Source organism: Lacipirellula limnantheis, assembly GCF_007746075.1.
Taxonomy (GTDB): domain Bacteria; phylum Planctomycetota; class Planctomycetia; order Pirellulales; family Lacipirellulaceae; genus Lacipirellula; species Lacipirellula limnantheis.
This window is the reverse complement of record NZ_CP036339.1, coordinates 2,330,383-2,346,138: the sequence shown is the minus strand read 5'-3', so window position 1 is coordinate 2,346,138 and position 15,756 is coordinate 2,330,383. Positions and strand designations below refer to the sequence as shown.

Annotated in this window: 15 protein-coding genes; 12 read left to right on the top strand and 3 right to left on the bottom strand. The window is 62.3% G+C overall.

The window, feature by feature from the left end; all coding sequences use genetic code 11:
- Nucleotides 1-48: 48 nt before the first annotated feature.
- Nucleotides 49-1,959, bottom strand: coding sequence for a molecular chaperone DnaK (dnaK, locus tag I41_RS09215; RefSeq protein ID WP_145432268.1), 1,911 nt, complete (start codon nucleotides 1,957-1,959; stop codon nucleotides 49-51).
- A 344-nt stretch (nucleotides 1,960-2,303) separates the two neighbouring features.
- Between dnaK and pheA the strand changes: the two genes are divergently transcribed.
- Both pheA and I41_RS27685 read left to right on the top strand, forming a co-directional pair.
- Nucleotides 2,304-3,425 carry a prephenate dehydratase gene (gene pheA / locus I41_RS09210; protein WP_145432267.1) on the top strand — a complete coding sequence of 374 codons (1,122 nt, stop codon included), beginning with the start codon at nucleotides 2,304-2,306 and terminating at the stop codon, nucleotides 3,423-3,425.
- Nucleotides 3,426-3,742: 317 nt separating this feature from the next.
- Nucleotides 3,743-3,949, top strand: coding sequence for a hypothetical protein (locus I41_RS27685; RefSeq protein WP_145432266.1), 207 nt, complete (start codon nucleotides 3,743-3,745; stop codon nucleotides 3,947-3,949).
- 35 nt (nucleotides 3,950-3,984) lie between these two features.
- Here I41_RS27685 and I41_RS09200 read toward each other — a convergent pair whose 3' ends face one another.
- Together I41_RS09200 and I41_RS09195 are read right to left on the bottom strand one after the other, a co-directional pair.
- Nucleotides 3,985-4,710 (bottom strand): hypothetical protein, encoded by a 726-nt coding sequence (locus I41_RS09200; RefSeq protein WP_145432265.1) that lies wholly within the window; start codon nucleotides 4,708-4,710, stop codon nucleotides 3,985-3,987.
- 282 nt (nucleotides 4,711-4,992) lie between these two features.
- Nucleotides 4,993-5,730, bottom strand: coding sequence for a hypothetical protein (locus I41_RS09195; RefSeq protein ID WP_145432264.1), 738 nt, complete (start codon nucleotides 5,728-5,730; stop codon nucleotides 4,993-4,995).
- 633 nt (nucleotides 5,731-6,363) lie between these two features.
- Here I41_RS09195 and I41_RS09190 point away from each other — a divergent pair.
- The 10 genes from I41_RS09190 to I41_RS09145 all read left to right on the top strand — a co-directional run bounded on the left by I41_RS09190 (nucleotide 6,364) and on the right by I41_RS09145 (nucleotide 15,676).
- Complete coding sequence (locus I41_RS09190; protein WP_145432263.1) at nucleotides 6,364-7,575, top strand: sensor histidine kinase; 1,212 nt, start codon at nucleotides 6,364-6,366, stop codon at nucleotides 7,573-7,575.
- 129 nt (nucleotides 7,576-7,704) lie between these two features.
- The gene (locus tag I41_RS09185) at nucleotides 7,705-9,615 is read left to right on the top strand and encodes a heavy metal translocating P-type ATPase (protein WP_145432262.1); all 1,911 of its coding nucleotides are present in this window, start codon (nucleotides 7,705-7,707) and stop codon (nucleotides 9,613-9,615) included.
- Nucleotides 9,616-9,722: 107 nt separating this feature from the next.
- The gene (locus I41_RS09180) at nucleotides 9,723-10,340 is read left to right on the top strand and encodes a J domain-containing protein (protein ID WP_145432261.1); all 618 of its coding nucleotides are present in this window, start codon (nucleotides 9,723-9,725) and stop codon (nucleotides 10,338-10,340) included.
- Between the two features lie 151 nt (nucleotides 10,341-10,491).
- Complete coding sequence (gene aroF / locus I41_RS09175; RefSeq protein ID WP_145432260.1) at nucleotides 10,492-11,508, top strand: 3-deoxy-7-phosphoheptulonate synthase; 1,017 nt, start codon at nucleotides 10,492-10,494, stop codon at nucleotides 11,506-11,508.
- Between the two features lie 158 nt (nucleotides 11,509-11,666).
- On the top strand, nucleotides 11,667-12,419 hold the full coding sequence (gene tpiA / locus I41_RS09170; RefSeq protein WP_145432259.1) for a triose-phosphate isomerase: 753 nt from the start codon (nucleotides 11,667-11,669) through the stop codon (nucleotides 12,417-12,419).
- Between the two features lie 95 nt (nucleotides 12,420-12,514).
- Nucleotides 12,515-13,066, top strand: a complete 552-nt coding sequence (gene secG, locus I41_RS27680) for a preprotein translocase subunit SecG (RefSeq protein WP_246133843.1) — start codon at nucleotides 12,515-12,517, stop codon at nucleotides 13,064-13,066.
- A gap of 74 nt (nucleotides 13,067-13,140) precedes the next feature.
- Nucleotides 13,141-14,028, top strand: a complete 888-nt coding sequence (locus tag I41_RS09160) for a YicC/YloC family endoribonuclease (RefSeq protein ID WP_246133842.1) — start codon at nucleotides 13,141-13,143, stop codon at nucleotides 14,026-14,028.
- 100 nt (nucleotides 14,029-14,128) lie between these two features.
- Nucleotides 14,129-14,719, top strand: coding sequence for a guanylate kinase (gene gmk, locus I41_RS09155; RefSeq protein WP_145432258.1), 591 nt, complete (start codon nucleotides 14,129-14,131; stop codon nucleotides 14,717-14,719).
- 4 nt (nucleotides 14,720-14,723) lie between these two features.
- Nucleotides 14,724-14,987 carry a DNA-directed RNA polymerase subunit omega gene (locus tag I41_RS09150; protein ID WP_145432257.1) on the top strand — a complete coding sequence of 88 codons (264 nt, stop codon included), beginning with the start codon at nucleotides 14,724-14,726 and terminating at the stop codon, nucleotides 14,985-14,987.
- Between the two features lie 137 nt (nucleotides 14,988-15,124).
- Nucleotides 15,125-15,676, top strand: coding sequence for a flavoprotein (locus I41_RS09145; protein WP_145432256.1), 552 nt, complete (start codon nucleotides 15,125-15,127; stop codon nucleotides 15,674-15,676).
- The last annotated feature ends 80 nt before the right edge of the window (nucleotides 15,677-15,756 follow it).

The window sequence follows — 15,756 nt, the reverse complement described above, 5'->3', positions numbered from 1 at the left end:
CCCGGCCGGCAGCTAGTCGTTAGTCTGCGTGCCTTGCGGCTTCCCTGCTCAACTCTTTACCTCAAACTCCGCGTCAATCGCGTCGTCGTCGGCCGTCGAGCCGCTCGCCGTCTTCGTACCGTCAGCAGCAGCACCATCGCCCCCGCTGGCAGCCGCGGACTTATACAAGGCTTCGCTCATGGCATGCGACGCCGCCTCGAGTTCCGCCACGGCAGTCTTGATCGTCGCCGCGTTGTCGCCCTTGGCCGCTTCGCGCACCTTCGTCACCGCCGCTTCGAGCGCCTGCTTGTCGGAGTCTTTCAGCTTGTCGGCGTTCGTTTTCACGGTCTTCTCGATTTGGTAAGCCATCGAGTCGGCCTGATTACGAGCTTCGACCAATTCGCGCTTCTTCTTGTCCTCCTCGGCGTGTGCCGCGGCGTCTTGCTGCATCCGCTTGATCTCGTCCTCGGACAGACCGCTCGATTGCTCGATCTTGACGGTCTGTTCCTTCCCGGTGCCGAGGTCCTTCGCGGCAACGCTGAGGATGCCGTTGGCGTCGAGGTCGAATTTGACTTCGATCTGCGGCACGCCGCGCGGCGCTGGCGGAATTCCTTCCAGGTTGAACTGGCCCAGAAGGCGGTTGTCGGCGCACATCTCGCGCTCGCCTTGGAACACGCGTACCGTGACCGCCGTCTGGTTATCGTCCGCCGTGCTGAAGACTTGCTTCCGCTCGGTCGGGATCGTCGTGTTCTTCTCAACGAGCTTGGTCATCACGCCGCCGAGGGTCTCGATGCCGAGGCTGAGCGGAGTGACGTCCAGCAGCAGGATGTCCTGGACTTCGCCCGAGAGAACGCCGCCCTGGATCGCGGCGCCGATCGCCACGACTTCGTCGGGATTCACGCCCTTGTGCGGATCCTTGCCAAAGATCTCCTTGACCAGTTCCTGCACCTTCGGGATGCGGGTCGAACCGCCGACCAGGACGACTTCGTCGATCTCGCTCGGCTTCAGCTTCGCGTCCTTGAGGGCCTGCACCAGCGGCACGCGGCAGCGCTCCACGAGCCCGTCGACCATCTTCTCGAACTGCGCCCGAGTGATGTTCATCTGCAAGTGCTTCGGACCATTCGCGTCGGCCGTGATGAACGGCAGATTGATGTCGGTCGATTGCGCCGTGCTGAGTTCTTTCTTCGCCTTCTCGCACGCTTCCTGTAGCCGCTGGAGCGCCATGCGATCTTTGCGAAGGTCGATCCCCTGCTCTTTCTGGAACTCGCCAGCGACGTACTTCATCAACTCTTCGTCGAAATCATCGCCGCCGAGGTGGGTGTCGCCGTTGGTGCTCATCACGCGGAAGACGCCGTCAGCGACTTCCAGCACGGAAACGTCAAACGTGCCGCCGCCGAGGTCGAAGACGCAGATTTTCTCTTGCGCCTTCTTGTCGAGGCCGTACGCTAGGGACGCTGCCGTCGGCTCGTTGATGATGCGGGCGACTTCGAGGCCGGCAATTTGCCCGGCGTCTTTGGTCGCCTGACGCTGCGCGTCATTGAAGTACGCCGGCACGGTGATGACCGCCTTGTTCACCTTGTGACCCAAGTAAGCCTCGGCCGATTCCTTGAGCTTGCGCAGAATCTTCGCCGACACCTCGGGCGGAGTGAATTCCTTCCCGCCAACGTCGACTTTCACATAGTCTTCCGGCCCGCCTACGACTTTGTAGGGAACCATTTTCTCTTCGGAGGCGACTTCATTGTGCCGCCGTCCCATGAATCGCTTGATCGAGTAGACCGTCTTCGTGGGATTAGTCACCGCCTGTCGCCGGGCCAAATCGCCCACCAGCACCTCGCCCTTGTCGGTAAACGCCACGACGCTTGGCGTCAGACGATTGCCTTCCGGATTCGGGATGACTTTTGCTTCTTTGCCTTCCATCACAGCGACCACCGAGTTGGTGGTACCGAGATCAATGCCGATGATTTTTTCGCCGCTAGCCATTTGAATCTCTCCTCTCCAGTGCGGAGGTTGATCGCGTAGGATATGTTGTAATGCGAGCGCAGCATGCCACGACGGCAGCCGCCGCGTTGTTTTCCACTTACTGCAACCCTGTTAAGGCAAAGGTTGTGCCGGCGGCCGCCGAACTTGCACGCCGAAATGCAAGTAGCTGCGAGATAACGACTTAAAACACACGCTAGACTTGATGGAATGAACGCCGCCATTTGGCCGGTCTGTCACATTGGCAGCGACGGAATTGTCGGTCCGAGATATTCGTGCGGCACGAAGTGCCAGTTTGACACCCGCCGCTAACTCGTCATTTTGAACTCGATTCGCCGTGTCGCGCCATGCCAAAGAAGAAGGTCACCGCCGCCCAACTTCGCAAACTCGACCGGCAGCTGGTTGAATTACTGAACGAGCGTGCCGCCGCAGCGATTGCCAACGGAGAACTCGCCGACGCCCGTGGCGAGACGGCGGTCGAGCAGTCGGCATCCGCCGTCGCGGACCCGGCTGTACTCCAATTCGCCGTCGACAACAACGACGGCCCGCTTTCGGCCGGCGCGATACAGGCTGTGTTCCGCGAGCTGCTTAGCGGCATCCGCTCCGCTAACCAACCAATTCGCGTCGCCTACCTCGGACCCGCGTACACTTATAGCCACCTGGCGGCCATCGCTCGGTTCGGTCAAAGCGCCGAACTCGTAGCGGTCGCCACAATCGCCAGCGTGTTCGACGAGGTCGAACAAGGCCACGCCCAGTTCGGCGTCGCCCCGATCGAGAATTCCACCGATGGCCGCGTCGCCGATTCACTCGAACGTCTCGCCCGGATGAACGGCGCTCCGGGCTCAGCCGAGGCGGCGCCGCCCCATGTTCAAATCTGCGGCGAAGTCCCCCTCCGCATTCACCACTGCCTGCTCGGCCGGGGTGCCCGGAGCGAGATCCGCCGCGTCTGCAGCAAGCCCCAAGCCCTCTCGCAGTGCCGCAACTGGCTGGCCGCTCATCTTCCTGGCGTGAAGGTCGAACCTGCCTCGAGCACTGCCGAGGCGGCTAGTCTCGCCGCGGCCGAGCCCGATACGGCCGCGATTGGCGCCGAGCAAGCCGCGACAAATCACGGCCTATCGGTGTTGGCCCGCAACATCGAAGACAATTCAGAGAATGTCACCCGGTTCGCCATCATCGGAACGCACGCGTCCGATCGTACGGGCAAGGACAAGACGTCGCTGGTCTTTGAGGCTCCTCACGAGCCGGGGGCGCTGGCCGACGCAATGGCAATCTTTAAGCGGCATCGGCTTAACCTGACCTGGATCGAGTCGTTCCCCATTCCCGGGGCTCGCGGCCGTTATCTCTTTTTCTTGGAGTTCCAAGGGCATCCGGCCGAGCTGCGCGTCAAAAGGGCGATCGCATCGCTGCGGAAGAAAGCATTAAGGCTTTCGCTGCTTGGCTCGTACGCCGAAGCCGACATGGTGGGCTAGCACACCTGAGCGAAGGATTTCCTGCCGCTTGGGAAAGGCTGCGGCCTGCGGTGCGCGCGACGCTGGCGCCGCCGCGCTCGCGGCAACTTGCCTCGTGGAACCGATGACGGATAAATGCAGGTGAAACGGGCAACTCGCCCTCCACCTTCTACTCCAGTTTCCGCGGCTGCTGCCTCGGCGGCCACACGACCTCGTTCGGCCGCGCCAACGGCACGGTGGCTTCGTCGCCGAGCGCCCCGCTCGTCGGCGCCGCGACCGTGACGCGCGCAGACGCCGACGCTGCACTCGATATCTGGGAGTACTAGGTCGGTCTGCAGATGGACTTTCCGCTGCGTTTCGTCCCGGCCAGCGCGTTCTTACGTACAGCACTCGAGTATCAGAAATGGCACGTCGTCGGCCCGCCAACTGGGGGGGCCGGCTTCGGCGGCACCATTGGCGAACTCACCACGATCTCCTTCGCGTCCGCCGGGATCGGCGGGGCCAATCTGGTTGGTCGGGCGCTCGGCTGTGGATTTACGTGGTGATGTGCGTTAGCGGCGACCCACGGTGACGCCAAGCCCTACCGCCACCGCCGCTGAGTCGCCGACTGAATCTCCGCCCTCTTACATGCCACGACCGCGATCGTTCCAATCGTGCCAACCAGGCCCCAAATGATCAGCGATGCTGGTTCGGGAGCATGCGCAATCTCTACTGGATTGGGGTCGCTTTGACTTACCGACCCACTCACGCGAAACGCGCCCAAATCGGGGTGGTTTCCGATTCCCCAGCGGCCGACTGCCGCTTCGGAAAAATACCCGTAAAGTCGAAAAATGATCGGTGCCGAGATGGCGTCGAAGGAGCCGTCGAGGGCCAACGCGTGTCCACGGAGGTCCGCGTTGTCCGGAACATCGAACGGCGTGATGAGGTTGGTAATGAAACCGTCAAGGCTTGAGCGCAGGGTGAATGCTCTCACTCCGGTTCCGTTTCGCCGCTCGCCGAACGCAATTTCATTCACGTCCAGCGTGGCGCCGCCGGCGGGCGTCATCATGAACTCAAAATAGTCGAGTTCCTTTTCGACCTCACCCGAAGTCCACCCACGAGCGGCAATTGAATCGGAGAGCGCGATCGGCTCAAGTCCAAAACCTCTGCGAAAAACGCTCGCGGTGAGCCCGACGGCAGTTTGACTCGCAGCGGTCGAGATCTGAGTTCCGGCCTCCCCTGAAAAATTGTATTCCAACAAGATCGAACCGCTTGCCGGCCGAATGCCTAACAGTAAGCCAACGATTAACAACGCCTTTACCCGCATGGAAGTCCCTCGAAGTTGCAAAATGGCAAGTCGATGACTCCCTTTAAGACGTCTCCATCGGCCACAGAATACGCACGCGATGATACGATATCAATCAAAAAATAGCTATTTACTTGTTTAGCCAGAGAATATCTCGCAAAAAGAGGGACGCCGCAGTCTTTACGCAACCAGCGATCGTCGCGGCGATCGGCGGCAGATGCCGGCACGCCCCTATTTGCCGGCGGTCGTCGACTGAAGACGGGCCGGATTTCCCGCCATCCTTAGGCCGTGGGCTGAGCACGATCAGCGAATCGGGACGCCGCTCTGAGGCGTCCCTGGCGCCACGGTTCCTTGCCGTTCGCGCACCCCCAACACGCCTTGAAATGCCGCCGGATCGATCGCGGCGCCGCCGCCGACCGGGTACCCCGCATACGGTCCCCACGGCAAGGTGTTCAGCCAGATGTAGGGCGATGATTGCAGCGCCGCCGTCGCCGCCGCGTCGCGATCGCTGACCAGTTGGCGCGAACGCTCCTGCGCCTGTTGTTGCATGCTCTGCAACGACTCTTGCGCGATCTTCGCCGCTTCGGTTCGCGTCCTGTTGATGTTCTCGGCGGCTTGCTGAGTCGCCTGGTTCTCGCGCATTGCGTTGTCGACTGATTGCCGGCGCGCGCGCTCAAACGAATCTCGCTGTCGCGCCCGCTCCGCCTGTTGCTCCTCGAACGTCATCAGCCAGAGCTTTAGTTGCTCGGCATTCAGACGCTCAAGCTCGTCCATGTATCGTTTCGACTGCGAGGGAGTGATCCGCGCTGATCGCGCCATGTGATCGACCAACCATTCCCGCGCTTCGACCATCTCCTTGCTATCCCAGATGGCCAGGCGCTGCGCCTCCAACTGCTCCGGCGTCGGCGCACCCTCGGTGTAACGCTCATCTGTCGTCGGCGGCGTGACCGCCGGAGCCGCGGGCTGTTGGGCGCGAACTTCAGCCAGCGCGGCCCCCGCCGCCATGAGCGATGCCGCTGCTACAAGTCGGATTAGTTTCATCGGAAAGCTCCGCCGCCCATTCGCCTAGGTTCACGACTCACTTCGAGTGTCGACCAACCATGATTATACGTCTGAACGCCTCACACCACGAATTCGATTCGTGGGCAATGGTTTTGGGGGCGCCGATTATCCGGCCGGCAAAAACCGAATCCGGCGGGAGTCGTGTTGCGTAAACTATTAAGACATTAGGACTAGCGGGTGAAACCGCTTTCGCCGCGATCCGCTCGAGTGTCGTTTTTATCGACAAAACAATTGCCGCTAGGTTGCAATATCAACCAACATCCTTCCAATTTGGCCTACTGGGCGGCGGTTTCTCGCTAAAAACCCCTCCTAGGGGGAGTACTTTTGCTTTTCCACGCAATTACAACTTACCAAGGTGAAGTCGATTATTGCGACAACGCGCATAATGCACTTGGGCGCCGTAGTCGCAAAAAGGCAGTTCGAGCTTTCCCACACGTCGCCATGAACCGCGTACATTCTGATCGGCCATTTAAGTTAACTACTTAGCCAATTTTATGGTCGCCCTGCGCTAGTGCCGAGCCAACGTTGAATATCGATCTTCTGAATTCCGACAACGATTTCGCAACGAATGGCGGCGAGTCCGCACGCTTGCAATCGATACGATCGGACGCTGTGAGAATCCGCGAACTCGAAGCTGAAATTGCGCGATTGCAGGAAGAATTGCGCGAACGGTCCACGGAGCTCGATACCCTGTTCGACGTGCTGCCCATCGGCATCGGCGTCGCGCTGGACGCCGAGTGCAAGCGAATCCGCGTTAATCGCGCGTTCGCGCGGGTGCTCGGCATTGAGCCGTCGCAAAACGCCTCCAAGACGGCTGACGGGGACGATCGCCCAACGAACTTTGTCTGCGTCGATCTACAGGGAAGGCGCATCCCCGACGACTGCTTGCCGATGCAAGTCTCCGCCCGCGAGGGGAAACTGGTGCACGACCTGGAAATCGACGTGATCCACGAAGACGGACGGATTGTCCGACTGCTCGAATACGCCGCTCCCCTGCTCGACGCCGAAGGTCGCCCGCGAGGTTCCGTAGGCGCCTTCGTCGACATTACCGAGCGTCGCTCCGCGGAGGAACGCGAGCGTCGCCGCTTGGCCGAGATCGCTCACGTTAGCCGCTTGAGCACGCTCGGCGAAATGATTTCGGGGCTGGCTCACGAGATCAATCAACCGCTCGCCGCGGCCAGCAATTTTGCTCGCGCGTGCCAACGCTGGCCACAGACCGCCAAGACACCCGTGCCAAACGAAGTGATGCGGTTAGTCCAGAAGATATTAAGCCAAACTGAGCGCGCGGGGGAAATCGTCAAGCGCCTGACGACTTTCGTGAGAAAGGGAGTCTCCAGTCCGTCGTTGGTCGACGCCAATTCGATCGTGCGCGATGTGATTGCTCTGACCAAATCATGCCTCTATCCGGCCATGCAGCACGATATCGACACGCCGCTGCTCGCTGATCTCGCCACGAACTTGCCGAAGGTTTCCGTCGACCCCATCCAGATTGAGCAGGTGCTAGTTAATCTCATCCGCAACGCCATCGAGTCGACGCAAGATGCGGAATCGAGCGCGGCCGTCGTCATCCGCACGCAGCTCGTCGCGCAAGCCATCCAAGTATCCGTTGCGGACAGCGGATCGGGCATCGAATCGCCGACGCCGACTGACCAGCTTTTTGAGCCTTTCTTCACGACCAAGCCCGAGGGCATTGGTCTGGGATTATCGATCAGCCGGTCGATCATCGAGAACCACGGCGGGAAACTTTGGGTTGAACAGAATGACGAGGGCGGGGCCACGTTCTTCTTCACGCTGCCGCTCGTCGCACCGTCTCCCAGCCGTTGATCTGGCGGCATCCATCGGTGACCGCTGCGCCAGCCTGACGGACTTCGCCTCCTGGGCGGCTATCGCCCCGATGCAACTGTTATATGATGAGGTCTCACTTCTCAAACAGTTGCCCTTAGAGCACGCTGCATGCCACCGGTCCTCCACGACGCTCGACCGCGCTGGCTGAATCAGGACGTAGCGATTGCAATCCTCGCTGCGACGGCGATCGCCGCCCACTTGGCGCTGAGATTTCTCGCGCGTTGGCCGGGAGAATGGCACGGATTCGATTGGGCAACCTGGCCGCTGCTCGTCGCCCTGGCCTTCGGTGCGGTTCCGCTGCTCATTGGTTTAGCGCGCGACGTATTCCGGTTGAAGTTCGGCAGCGATTTGCTCGCGGGTTTCTCGATCGTCACGGCGATTCTGCTCAAAGAGTATCTGGCCGGCGTGCTGGTCGTCTTGATGCTCTCCGGCGGGCAGGCTCTGGAGTCCTACGCCGTCCGCAAAGCCAGTTCTGCCTTGGGAGCGCTGGCCCGGCGAATGCCCACGGTCGTGCACCGCCGCCGTGAGGGGCAGCTCGAGGAACTTGCCATCGAGCAGGCGTGCGTCGGCGATTTGCTCGTCGTCTTCCCGCACGAAACGTGTCCGGTCGACGGCGTCGTCGTCGAGGGCCGTAGCGAAATGAACGAGGCCTATCTCACGGGGGAACCCTACCTGCTCGCGAAAGTCGTCGGCTCGGCGGTCCTCTCGGGGGCCGTCAACGGGGCAGGCGCCTTGACGATCCGCGCCGAGAAGCGGGCCGTTGATTCGCGTTACGCAAAGATCATGAACGTCATGCGCGAGTCGGAGCAGCACCGTCCGCAATTGCGCCGGCTCGGCGATCAACTTGGCGCGTTCTACACGCCCGTTGCGCTCGCCATCGCAATCGCCGCCTGGGCCCTCAGCGGCGAGGCCGTCCGTTTTCTCGCCGTGCTCGTCGTCGCCACCCCCTGCCCGCTGCTGATCGCCATCCCCGTCGCCATCATCGGCTCGGTTTCCCTGGCCGCTCGACGCGGCATCGTCATCAAAGACCCGGCGATCCTGGAAAAACTCGACGGGTGCCGCACGGCCATCTTCGACAAAACGGGGACGCTCACCTATGGCGAACCTCAGGTCACCGAGATTCTGCCGGCCGGAGACCGCACGAGCGACGCTCTCCTCCGTGCGGTTGCCAGTCTCGAGCGATACTCGCGTCATCCGTTATCGGGCGCTATCTTGCGCGCTGCCGAGGCGGCGAACGTCGAGCTCATCGACCCCGCGGAGGTCAGCGAGCGTCCTGGGGAGGGATTGCGCGGCATCGTCGACGGCAAGACCGTCCAGGTCACGAGTCGCAAGAAACTTGCTGCGCAATCGCCGGAGTTGGCCGAGCAGGTCCCGCGCAGTTCCGGCGGTCTCGAATGCGTGATTCTGGTTGACTCTCAATATGCCGGGGCGCTGCGATTCCGCGACGAACCCCGTTCCGAAGGCCGCTCATTCATCCAGCACCTGAAGCCGCAGCATGCCTTCACTCGCATGTTGATCGTCTCGGGGGATCGCGAAGAAGAGGTCCGTTACCTTGCCGATAAGGTTGGCATCTCCGACGTCTATGCCAGTCAGAGTCCCGAGCAAAAGCTGGCCCTGGTTCGAGCCGAGACGGCTCGCGCCCCCACGATCTTTATGGGTGACGGCATCAACGACGCGCCAGCCCTGACGGCTGCCACCGTTGGCGTGGCGTTCGGACAGACGAGCGATGTGACCGCCGAAGCCGCCGGCGCCGTGATCATGGACAATGAGCTCTCGCGCGTCGACGAACTCTTTCACATTGGGGCCCGCATGAGGTCGATCGCCTTGCAGAGCGCCGTCGGCGGCATGATCGTCAGCGTGGCGGCCATGCTCGCCGCCGCCGCCGGATACCTGCCGCCGGTCGCCGGCGCCCTGCTGCAAGAGTTGATCGACGTCGTCGCCGTGCTCAATGCACTTCGCGCGTCGTGGCCTCCAGCGGCCCTGACCGACTACAAACGCACGCAAGCTCGGCAAACATAACGGTGCCAACACCTGCCGCCGCGCGTCGCACGGAGTCACACAGTGAGTGCGTTCCGTCCGGTCAAGATTGTGGACTTCTAAACAGCTCCGTATGATCAACCGCCAGCATGACTTTCGCTGCCACTACCGCCGGTGACGCCTGGGTGACCCCCATGCACTTTGTGCTGGCGGGCGCTACGTTAGGACTGATTGCCAGCTATGGGGTCACGCGAGGTCGCTCTGGCCCGTTGGCCGCGCTGCTGTTTGTTCTCTTCGGACCGGTGCTCGGAGTAGCGGCGATGGTCGCGTCGCTGTTGACGACGCGCAACCCCGAAGCTGCCGACATCGAAATCTTCGGCATTCCGTTCGCCGACTTTATTGAATTGGTCGTCACGCTAGGCGTTGTCGCTGCGTTCATCGGATCGGCGGTCTACGCCTTCGAAATTCGGGACGAACTCCGGGCCTACAGCGAATGGGGCCAGTCGGGGTGGCTTGGTCGGCTGCGGACTGGAGTCGGGACGGCGCCCGCGATGAATGCGCTGGGCCTGCCTCTAACGGCTACCGTCGACGACGTCGAGCGAGCCTACCGCGAGCTCGCCAAACAGGCTCATCCCGACCGCGGCGGCGACGTTGAACAATTCAAACGACTGCAGGCCGCCTACGAGCGCGCCAAGCGCCAAGCCTCCGGCCGACCTGCGAGGTCCGCCCCCGAGTCCCCCGCGCCGGCCGCCGCGAAAGACGCCTAGGCCACGGCACACAGGGCCATTTCCCGCCGCCGCAAGCCCGCAGCAGCATGGCTAGTGAAGTCGACCGCTGCAGGTTACGCTGGAGGGCTTGGCTCCGGCTTGCCGGCGGCTACTATGGCGGCCCATCTCCACGTCAGACCATGCCTGTTCCATGATTATCATTCTCGACGAAACCGTCACTGAAGAGCAAATCAAGCACGTCGCCGACAAGGTCGCCCAACTCGGCCTGCAGACGTCGATCAGCCGCGGCACCTACCGCACCGTCATCGGCGTCATTGGCGACGAAACAAAATTGCAGTCGGCCCCGCTGGCTGCCATTCCGGGCGTGGCCGAAGTGCTGCCGGTGATGCCCGCTTACAAGCTGGCGAGCAAGCAGGCTCACCCGAAGCCTACCATCATCGAGGTCGGCCCGGTCAAGATTGGCGGCGGTCACCTGGCGATGATTGCCGGTCCCTGCGCCGTCGAATCTCCGGAGCGGATGGAGTCGATCGCCAAGTCGGTTCGCGCCGCCGGCGCGAATATCTTCCGGGGCGGGGCGTTCAAACCTCGCACGAGCCCCTACTCTTTCCAGGGACTGGGCGAGGAGGGCCTGAAGATCCTCCGCGACGTCGGCGCCCGGCACGGCATGCCCGTCGTGACCGAAGTCGTTGACCCGCGCCATGTCGACCTCGTCTGCGAGTACGCCGACATGATCCAGCTCGGCGCCCGCAACATGCAAAACTTCGTCCTTCTCACCGAGGTCGGCCGCACGAACAAGCCAGTGTTGATGAAGCGCGGCATGAGCGCCACGGTGCAAGACTTCTTGATGAGCGCCGAATACATCATGGCGCAAGGCAACTCCAACGTGGTTCTCTGCGAGCGGGGCGTCAAGGGCTTTGACCCCGCAACGCGGAACACGTTCGACGTCGCCCTGGTTCCGCAAATCCATAAGCTGTCGCACTTGCCGATCATCGTCGATCCAAGCCATGCCACCGGCCGCCCCGAGCTGATCCCCGCCTGCGCCCTCGCTGGCGTCGCCGCCGGCGCGGACGGCGTGCACATCGAAGTCCACGACAAGCCCGAAGAAGCCATGTCCGACGGGCCCCAGGCACTGCTCCCCCAACAGTACGCCGAGCTGATGGACCAAATCCGCAAAGTCGCCGCTGCTGTTGGCAAGCAGATCGGTTGAGCTAACTGAATATGAGTCTCTCGCCGAGGCGCAAAGACGCAGAGAAAACGCAAAGAAAACACCAGAGCGGAAATGCTCAGATTCTCTCTTCTCTGCGATTCCTCTGCGCCTTTGCGCCTCTGCGAGAGATTAAAAAAATCCAAGACAGGAAATCTTAGATGCGTAAACCGTTGATTGCCGGTAACTGGAAAATGAACCTCGACGGCGCCGGGGCCACCGCCCTTGCTCGCGCGATCTCCGACGCCTCGCCGTCCTACGGCAAGATCGATTTGCTCGTCTGCCCGCCGTTTGTCTATCTCAAGACCGTCGGCTCCGTCCTCAACGGCGGCGCCGCCCTGCTGGGGGCTCAGAACATGAGCCACGAGAAGAGCGGCGCCTTCACCGGCGAGATCTCGGCCTCGATGCTCAAGGATTGCGGCGCGACCCATGTGATCCTCGGGCACAGCGAGCGTCGGCATATCTACAAGGAAACCGACGCCGACATGAACAAGAAGACGCTGGCCGCCCACGCCGCCGGCCTGGTTCCGATCGTCTGCGTCGGCGAACTGCTCGAAGAGCGTGAAGCCGGCAGGACTGCCGAGGTCATCCGCACCCAGTTCGACGGCTCGTTGGCCGGCGTTTCGGCTGAGTTGATGGCCGCCACGGTCATCGCCTACGAGCCGGTTTGGGCCATCGGGACCGGAAAAGTCGCCACCCCGCAGCAGGCCGAGGAAGTCCATGCCGATCTTCGCAAGCTGATCGCCGAGCGTTACAATGCTGCCACGGCGGATCAAGTGCGGATCCTGTACGGCGGCAGCGTCAAACCAGACAATGCCGCTGAATTGCTCGGCCAGCCGAATGTCGACGGAGCCCTCATCGGCGGCGCCAGCTTGAAGGCCGAAGATTTTTTGGCCATCGCCGCGGCTGGCTAATTGTGCGAAACCAGTGCAGGCGGTCGTGCGTTAGGCATTAACGCCGTGCCGCAAACAATATCAATTCGACCGCGATTTCAGACGGAGCGACTGACGTGCCTCTTCCTATTGTTGCCGCCATTGTGCCGACGCTGCTGGGATTCCTCCTGAGCATTGTCGCGGTCTTTCTCATCCTGCTGATCCTCGTCCAGCGCGGTCGCGGCGGCGGATTGGCGGGGGCGCTGGGCGGCATGGGCGGGTCGAGTGCGTTCGGAGCCAAAGCAGGCGACGTCTTCACGCGCATCACCATCGTCGCGGCCACCATCTGGATTGTCCTCTGCATCGCCGCCGCCCGCATTGGGACGACCGGAGAAAGCCGGCTGAAGGTCCGTGGCCCCGTCGGCGGGGCCGCCGCTGACACGGGCGCGGATGCTGGCGTCGCCAAGACCGCGGGCGACTCCGAAGCTGCAACCGCGCCGGCCGACGCCGCTTCCCCGGCGGCCGCTACGGGCGATACGGCCAAGCCGGCCGAAACGCCGTCGGCGACCACCGCACCGGCCGCGACGGCGCCTGCCGCGGAACCGGCGGCATCGCCCGCGACGAGCGCCCCGGCCACCGAGACGCCTGCCGCACCCGCCGCGGAAACCCCCGCGACCGAAAGTAACTGAGCAAGTTGTGCCGCGCGACCCCGCGGTCGCGCGGCCGGCGACTCTTCGACTTAACGCACCATGGAAATAAGCCCGTGCCGCTGTTGAGCATGACCGGATTCGGCGACGCTCGCGACGAGCGGGATGACCACGCGATCACGGCCGAAGTGCGCACGATTAACAATCGCCACTTCAAGCTCAACCTGCGTACCACCGACGGTTACGCGGCCCTCGACTCGCGCATCGAGGCCGTCGTGCGCGAGTACGTCCGTCGCGGCACGGTGAACGTCAACATTCGCATTCGCCACATGAGCGACGCGGAAGACTACCGCGTCAACGTGGCCGTTCTCGAGAATTACGTCGATCAGTTGCAAAAGGTGGCCGCCAAGCGTCAGCTGGCCGAGGACATTCGCTTGGAATCGCTCGCCAACCTCCCGGGCGTGATCGAAGAATTGTCTTCCGAGGCCAGCGAAGCCGAAGAAGTCTGGCCGCTGATCGAGCCGACGCTGCGTGCATCGCTCGAGGCGCTTACGGCGATGCGAACTGCGGAAGGCATGGCGCTTGCAGCAGACCTGGCGGCGCAGTGCAGCGCCGTCGAATCGAGCCTCAACGCCATCGCGACGCGTTCGCCGCAAGTAGTCGAAGGATATCGCCAACGTCTCCAAGATCGCGTCGGCGAAGTGCTGGCCAAGTTCAACGCCTCGATTGAGCCGATCGACGTGGTCCGCGAAATCTGCGTTTTTGCGGATCGTAGCGACATCTCTGAGGAAATCGTCCGCCTGCGCAGCCACCTCGCACAATTCGCCCAGGCCCTCCAAGCCGCTGAAAGCGCCGGGCGCAAGCTAGAGTTTATTTGTCAGGAGATGGGCCGCGAAACCAACACGATCGGCTCCAAAGCGAACGACGCCGAGATCTCGCATGAAGTCGTTGAAATCAAAACCGCCTTGGAGCGAATCCGGGAGCAAATCCAGAACGTGGAGTGAGAACGAGGCCGCAGGCGACAGTCTGCAGTCCGCAGCATTGCTTGATCCCCCCGTTTTCCCTGCCGACTGTCGCCTGCAACCTGACGCCTCCCCCGAAGTCATGATCGCCGCCAAGCCCGGAAAGCTCGTCGTCATTTCCGGCCCGTCGGGCGTCGGCAAGAGCACGGTGGTGCGGCAAGTCCTCAAGCAGCTGGGGCAATCCGTCAGGCTCAGCGTCTCAGCGACGACGCGTCCGCCTCGCCCCGGCGAACGCGAGGGAGTCGACTACTACTTCCTGACCGACGCCGAATTCCGCCGTCGCCGCGAGGAAGGGGACTTCCTCGAATGCATTGAAGTTTTCGGTCGCGGGCATTGGTACGGCACCCTGTGGAGCGAGGTGAGGTCTAGTCTCTCCCAGGGAAAGTGGGTAATCTTAGAGATCGACGTCGATGGCGCCGGGGAAGTTCTGCGCCAGTTTCCCGAAGCGGTGACGATCTTCATCCGTCCCGATTCGGTCGAAGAACTGGAACGCCGGTTGCGCTCACGCGGCACCGAAAGCGAGGACGCGGTGCAACGTCGGCTCGCGGTGGCGCGGCACGAACTACAGCTCTCCAGCCAGTATGCCCACCAAGTAGTGAATGACACGGTCGACCAGGCGGTCGATCAGATTTGCGATATTTTGCGGAGTCGGGGTCTAGAACCCGAGGCGTAGAAAGATGATTGACGCACTGAAGGAAGAAGAGATCGTTAACAAAGTCGGCGGCCGATTCAAGCTGTCGACCTTGATCCAGAAGCGGCTGGCCGCCATTAACTCCGGCGCGCGGCCGTTGGTCGATTTCCGCAGCGACGACAAAATGGAGATCGTCGTCCAGGAAATCCTCCAAGACAAGATCTTCCTCGACGCGTCGAATCAGGTCGTCACGGCCGCCGACCATCGCCCGTTGGGCGGGCCGCCTGAGTTCGATCTCTCGTCGCTGTAAAAGCAAGTCATCCTGAGCGGAGCGAAGGGTCTAGTATCTCCATCGAGCTTCTAGATTCTTCGCAAGTTCACCCTGAATAGGGCGAAGGGCTCAGAATGACGTGCGCCGCCCCGCGGCTAGCCAAGATTCGAGCTGCAATGTCCGCGTCACGCGAAATCTTGGTAGGCGTCACCGGCGGGATTGCCGCCTACAAGACGGCGGCGCTCGTGAGCGACCTCGTCCAATCAGGCGTCGGCGTCACCGTCGTGATGACCCGCTGCGCGGAGAAGTTCGTCGGCGCCGCCACGTTCCGCGCTCTGACCGGACGGCAGGTGGCCACGCGCTCCTTCCCGCGCGACGAGCATCCGTTGGGTCCGCACATTCAACTCGCTCGGCAAGCCGAACTCCTCTGCATCGCCCCGACGACGGCCAACTTCCTCGCGAAGGCCGCCCACGGCATGGCGGACGATCTGCTCAGCACGCTGCTGCTGTCGTTCACCGGGCCGGTCGTGCTCGCGCCGGCGATGAATAAGGAAATGTGGACCAAGCCCGCCGTCCAGCGGAACGTCGCCCAGCTGCGCCAAGACGGCTACCACTTCGTCGGCCCCGCCGACGGCTGGCAAAGCTGCCGCGAACGCGGCGTCGGCCGCATGGCCGAACCAGCGGAGATTGCGGCGGCGATTCGTGCACTGCTCGATAAGGGAAAATGACGAATGACTGAATGACGAATGACGAATAAAAAGACGTATGAGCTCTCCGCATTCGTCATTCGTCCTTCGGTAATTCGTCA

What these genes read in the sequence shown, in the direction of transcription:
- dnaK (WP_145432268.1), bottom strand. Translation starts at nt 1,959, where the DNA reads ATGGCTAGCGGCGAAAAAATCATCGGCATTGATCTCGGTACCACCAAC.
- pheA (WP_145432267.1), top strand. Translation starts at nt 2,304, where the DNA reads ATGCCAAAGAAGAAGGTCACCGCCGCCCAACTTCGCAAACTCGACCGG.
- I41_RS27685 (WP_145432266.1), top strand. Translation starts at nt 3,743, where the DNA reads ATGGACTTTCCGCTGCGTTTCGTCCCGGCCAGCGCGTTCTTACGTACA.
- I41_RS09200 (WP_145432265.1), bottom strand. Translation starts at nt 4,710, where the DNA reads ATGCGGGTAAAGGCGTTGTTAATCGTTGGCTTACTGTTAGGCATTCGG.
- I41_RS09195 (WP_145432264.1), bottom strand. Translation starts at nt 5,730, where the DNA reads ATGAAACTAATCCGACTTGTAGCAGCGGCATCGCTCATGGCGGCGGGG.
- I41_RS09185 (WP_145432262.1), top strand. Translation starts at nt 7,705, where the DNA reads ATGCCACCGGTCCTCCACGACGCTCGACCGCGCTGGCTGAATCAGGAC.
- I41_RS09180 (WP_145432261.1), top strand. Translation starts at nt 9,723, where the DNA reads ATGACTTTCGCTGCCACTACCGCCGGTGACGCCTGGGTGACCCCCATG.
- aroF (WP_145432260.1), top strand. Translation starts at nt 10,492, where the DNA reads ATGATTATCATTCTCGACGAAACCGTCACTGAAGAGCAAATCAAGCAC.
- tpiA (WP_145432259.1), top strand. Translation starts at nt 11,667, where the DNA reads ATGCGTAAACCGTTGATTGCCGGTAACTGGAAAATGAACCTCGACGGC.
- gmk (WP_145432258.1), top strand. Translation starts at nt 14,129, where the DNA reads ATGATCGCCGCCAAGCCCGGAAAGCTCGTCGTCATTTCCGGCCCGTCG.
- I41_RS09150 (WP_145432257.1), top strand. Translation starts at nt 14,724, where the DNA reads ATGATTGACGCACTGAAGGAAGAAGAGATCGTTAACAAAGTCGGCGGC.
- I41_RS09145 (WP_145432256.1), top strand. Translation starts at nt 15,125, where the DNA reads ATGTCCGCGTCACGCGAAATCTTGGTAGGCGTCACCGGCGGGATTGCC.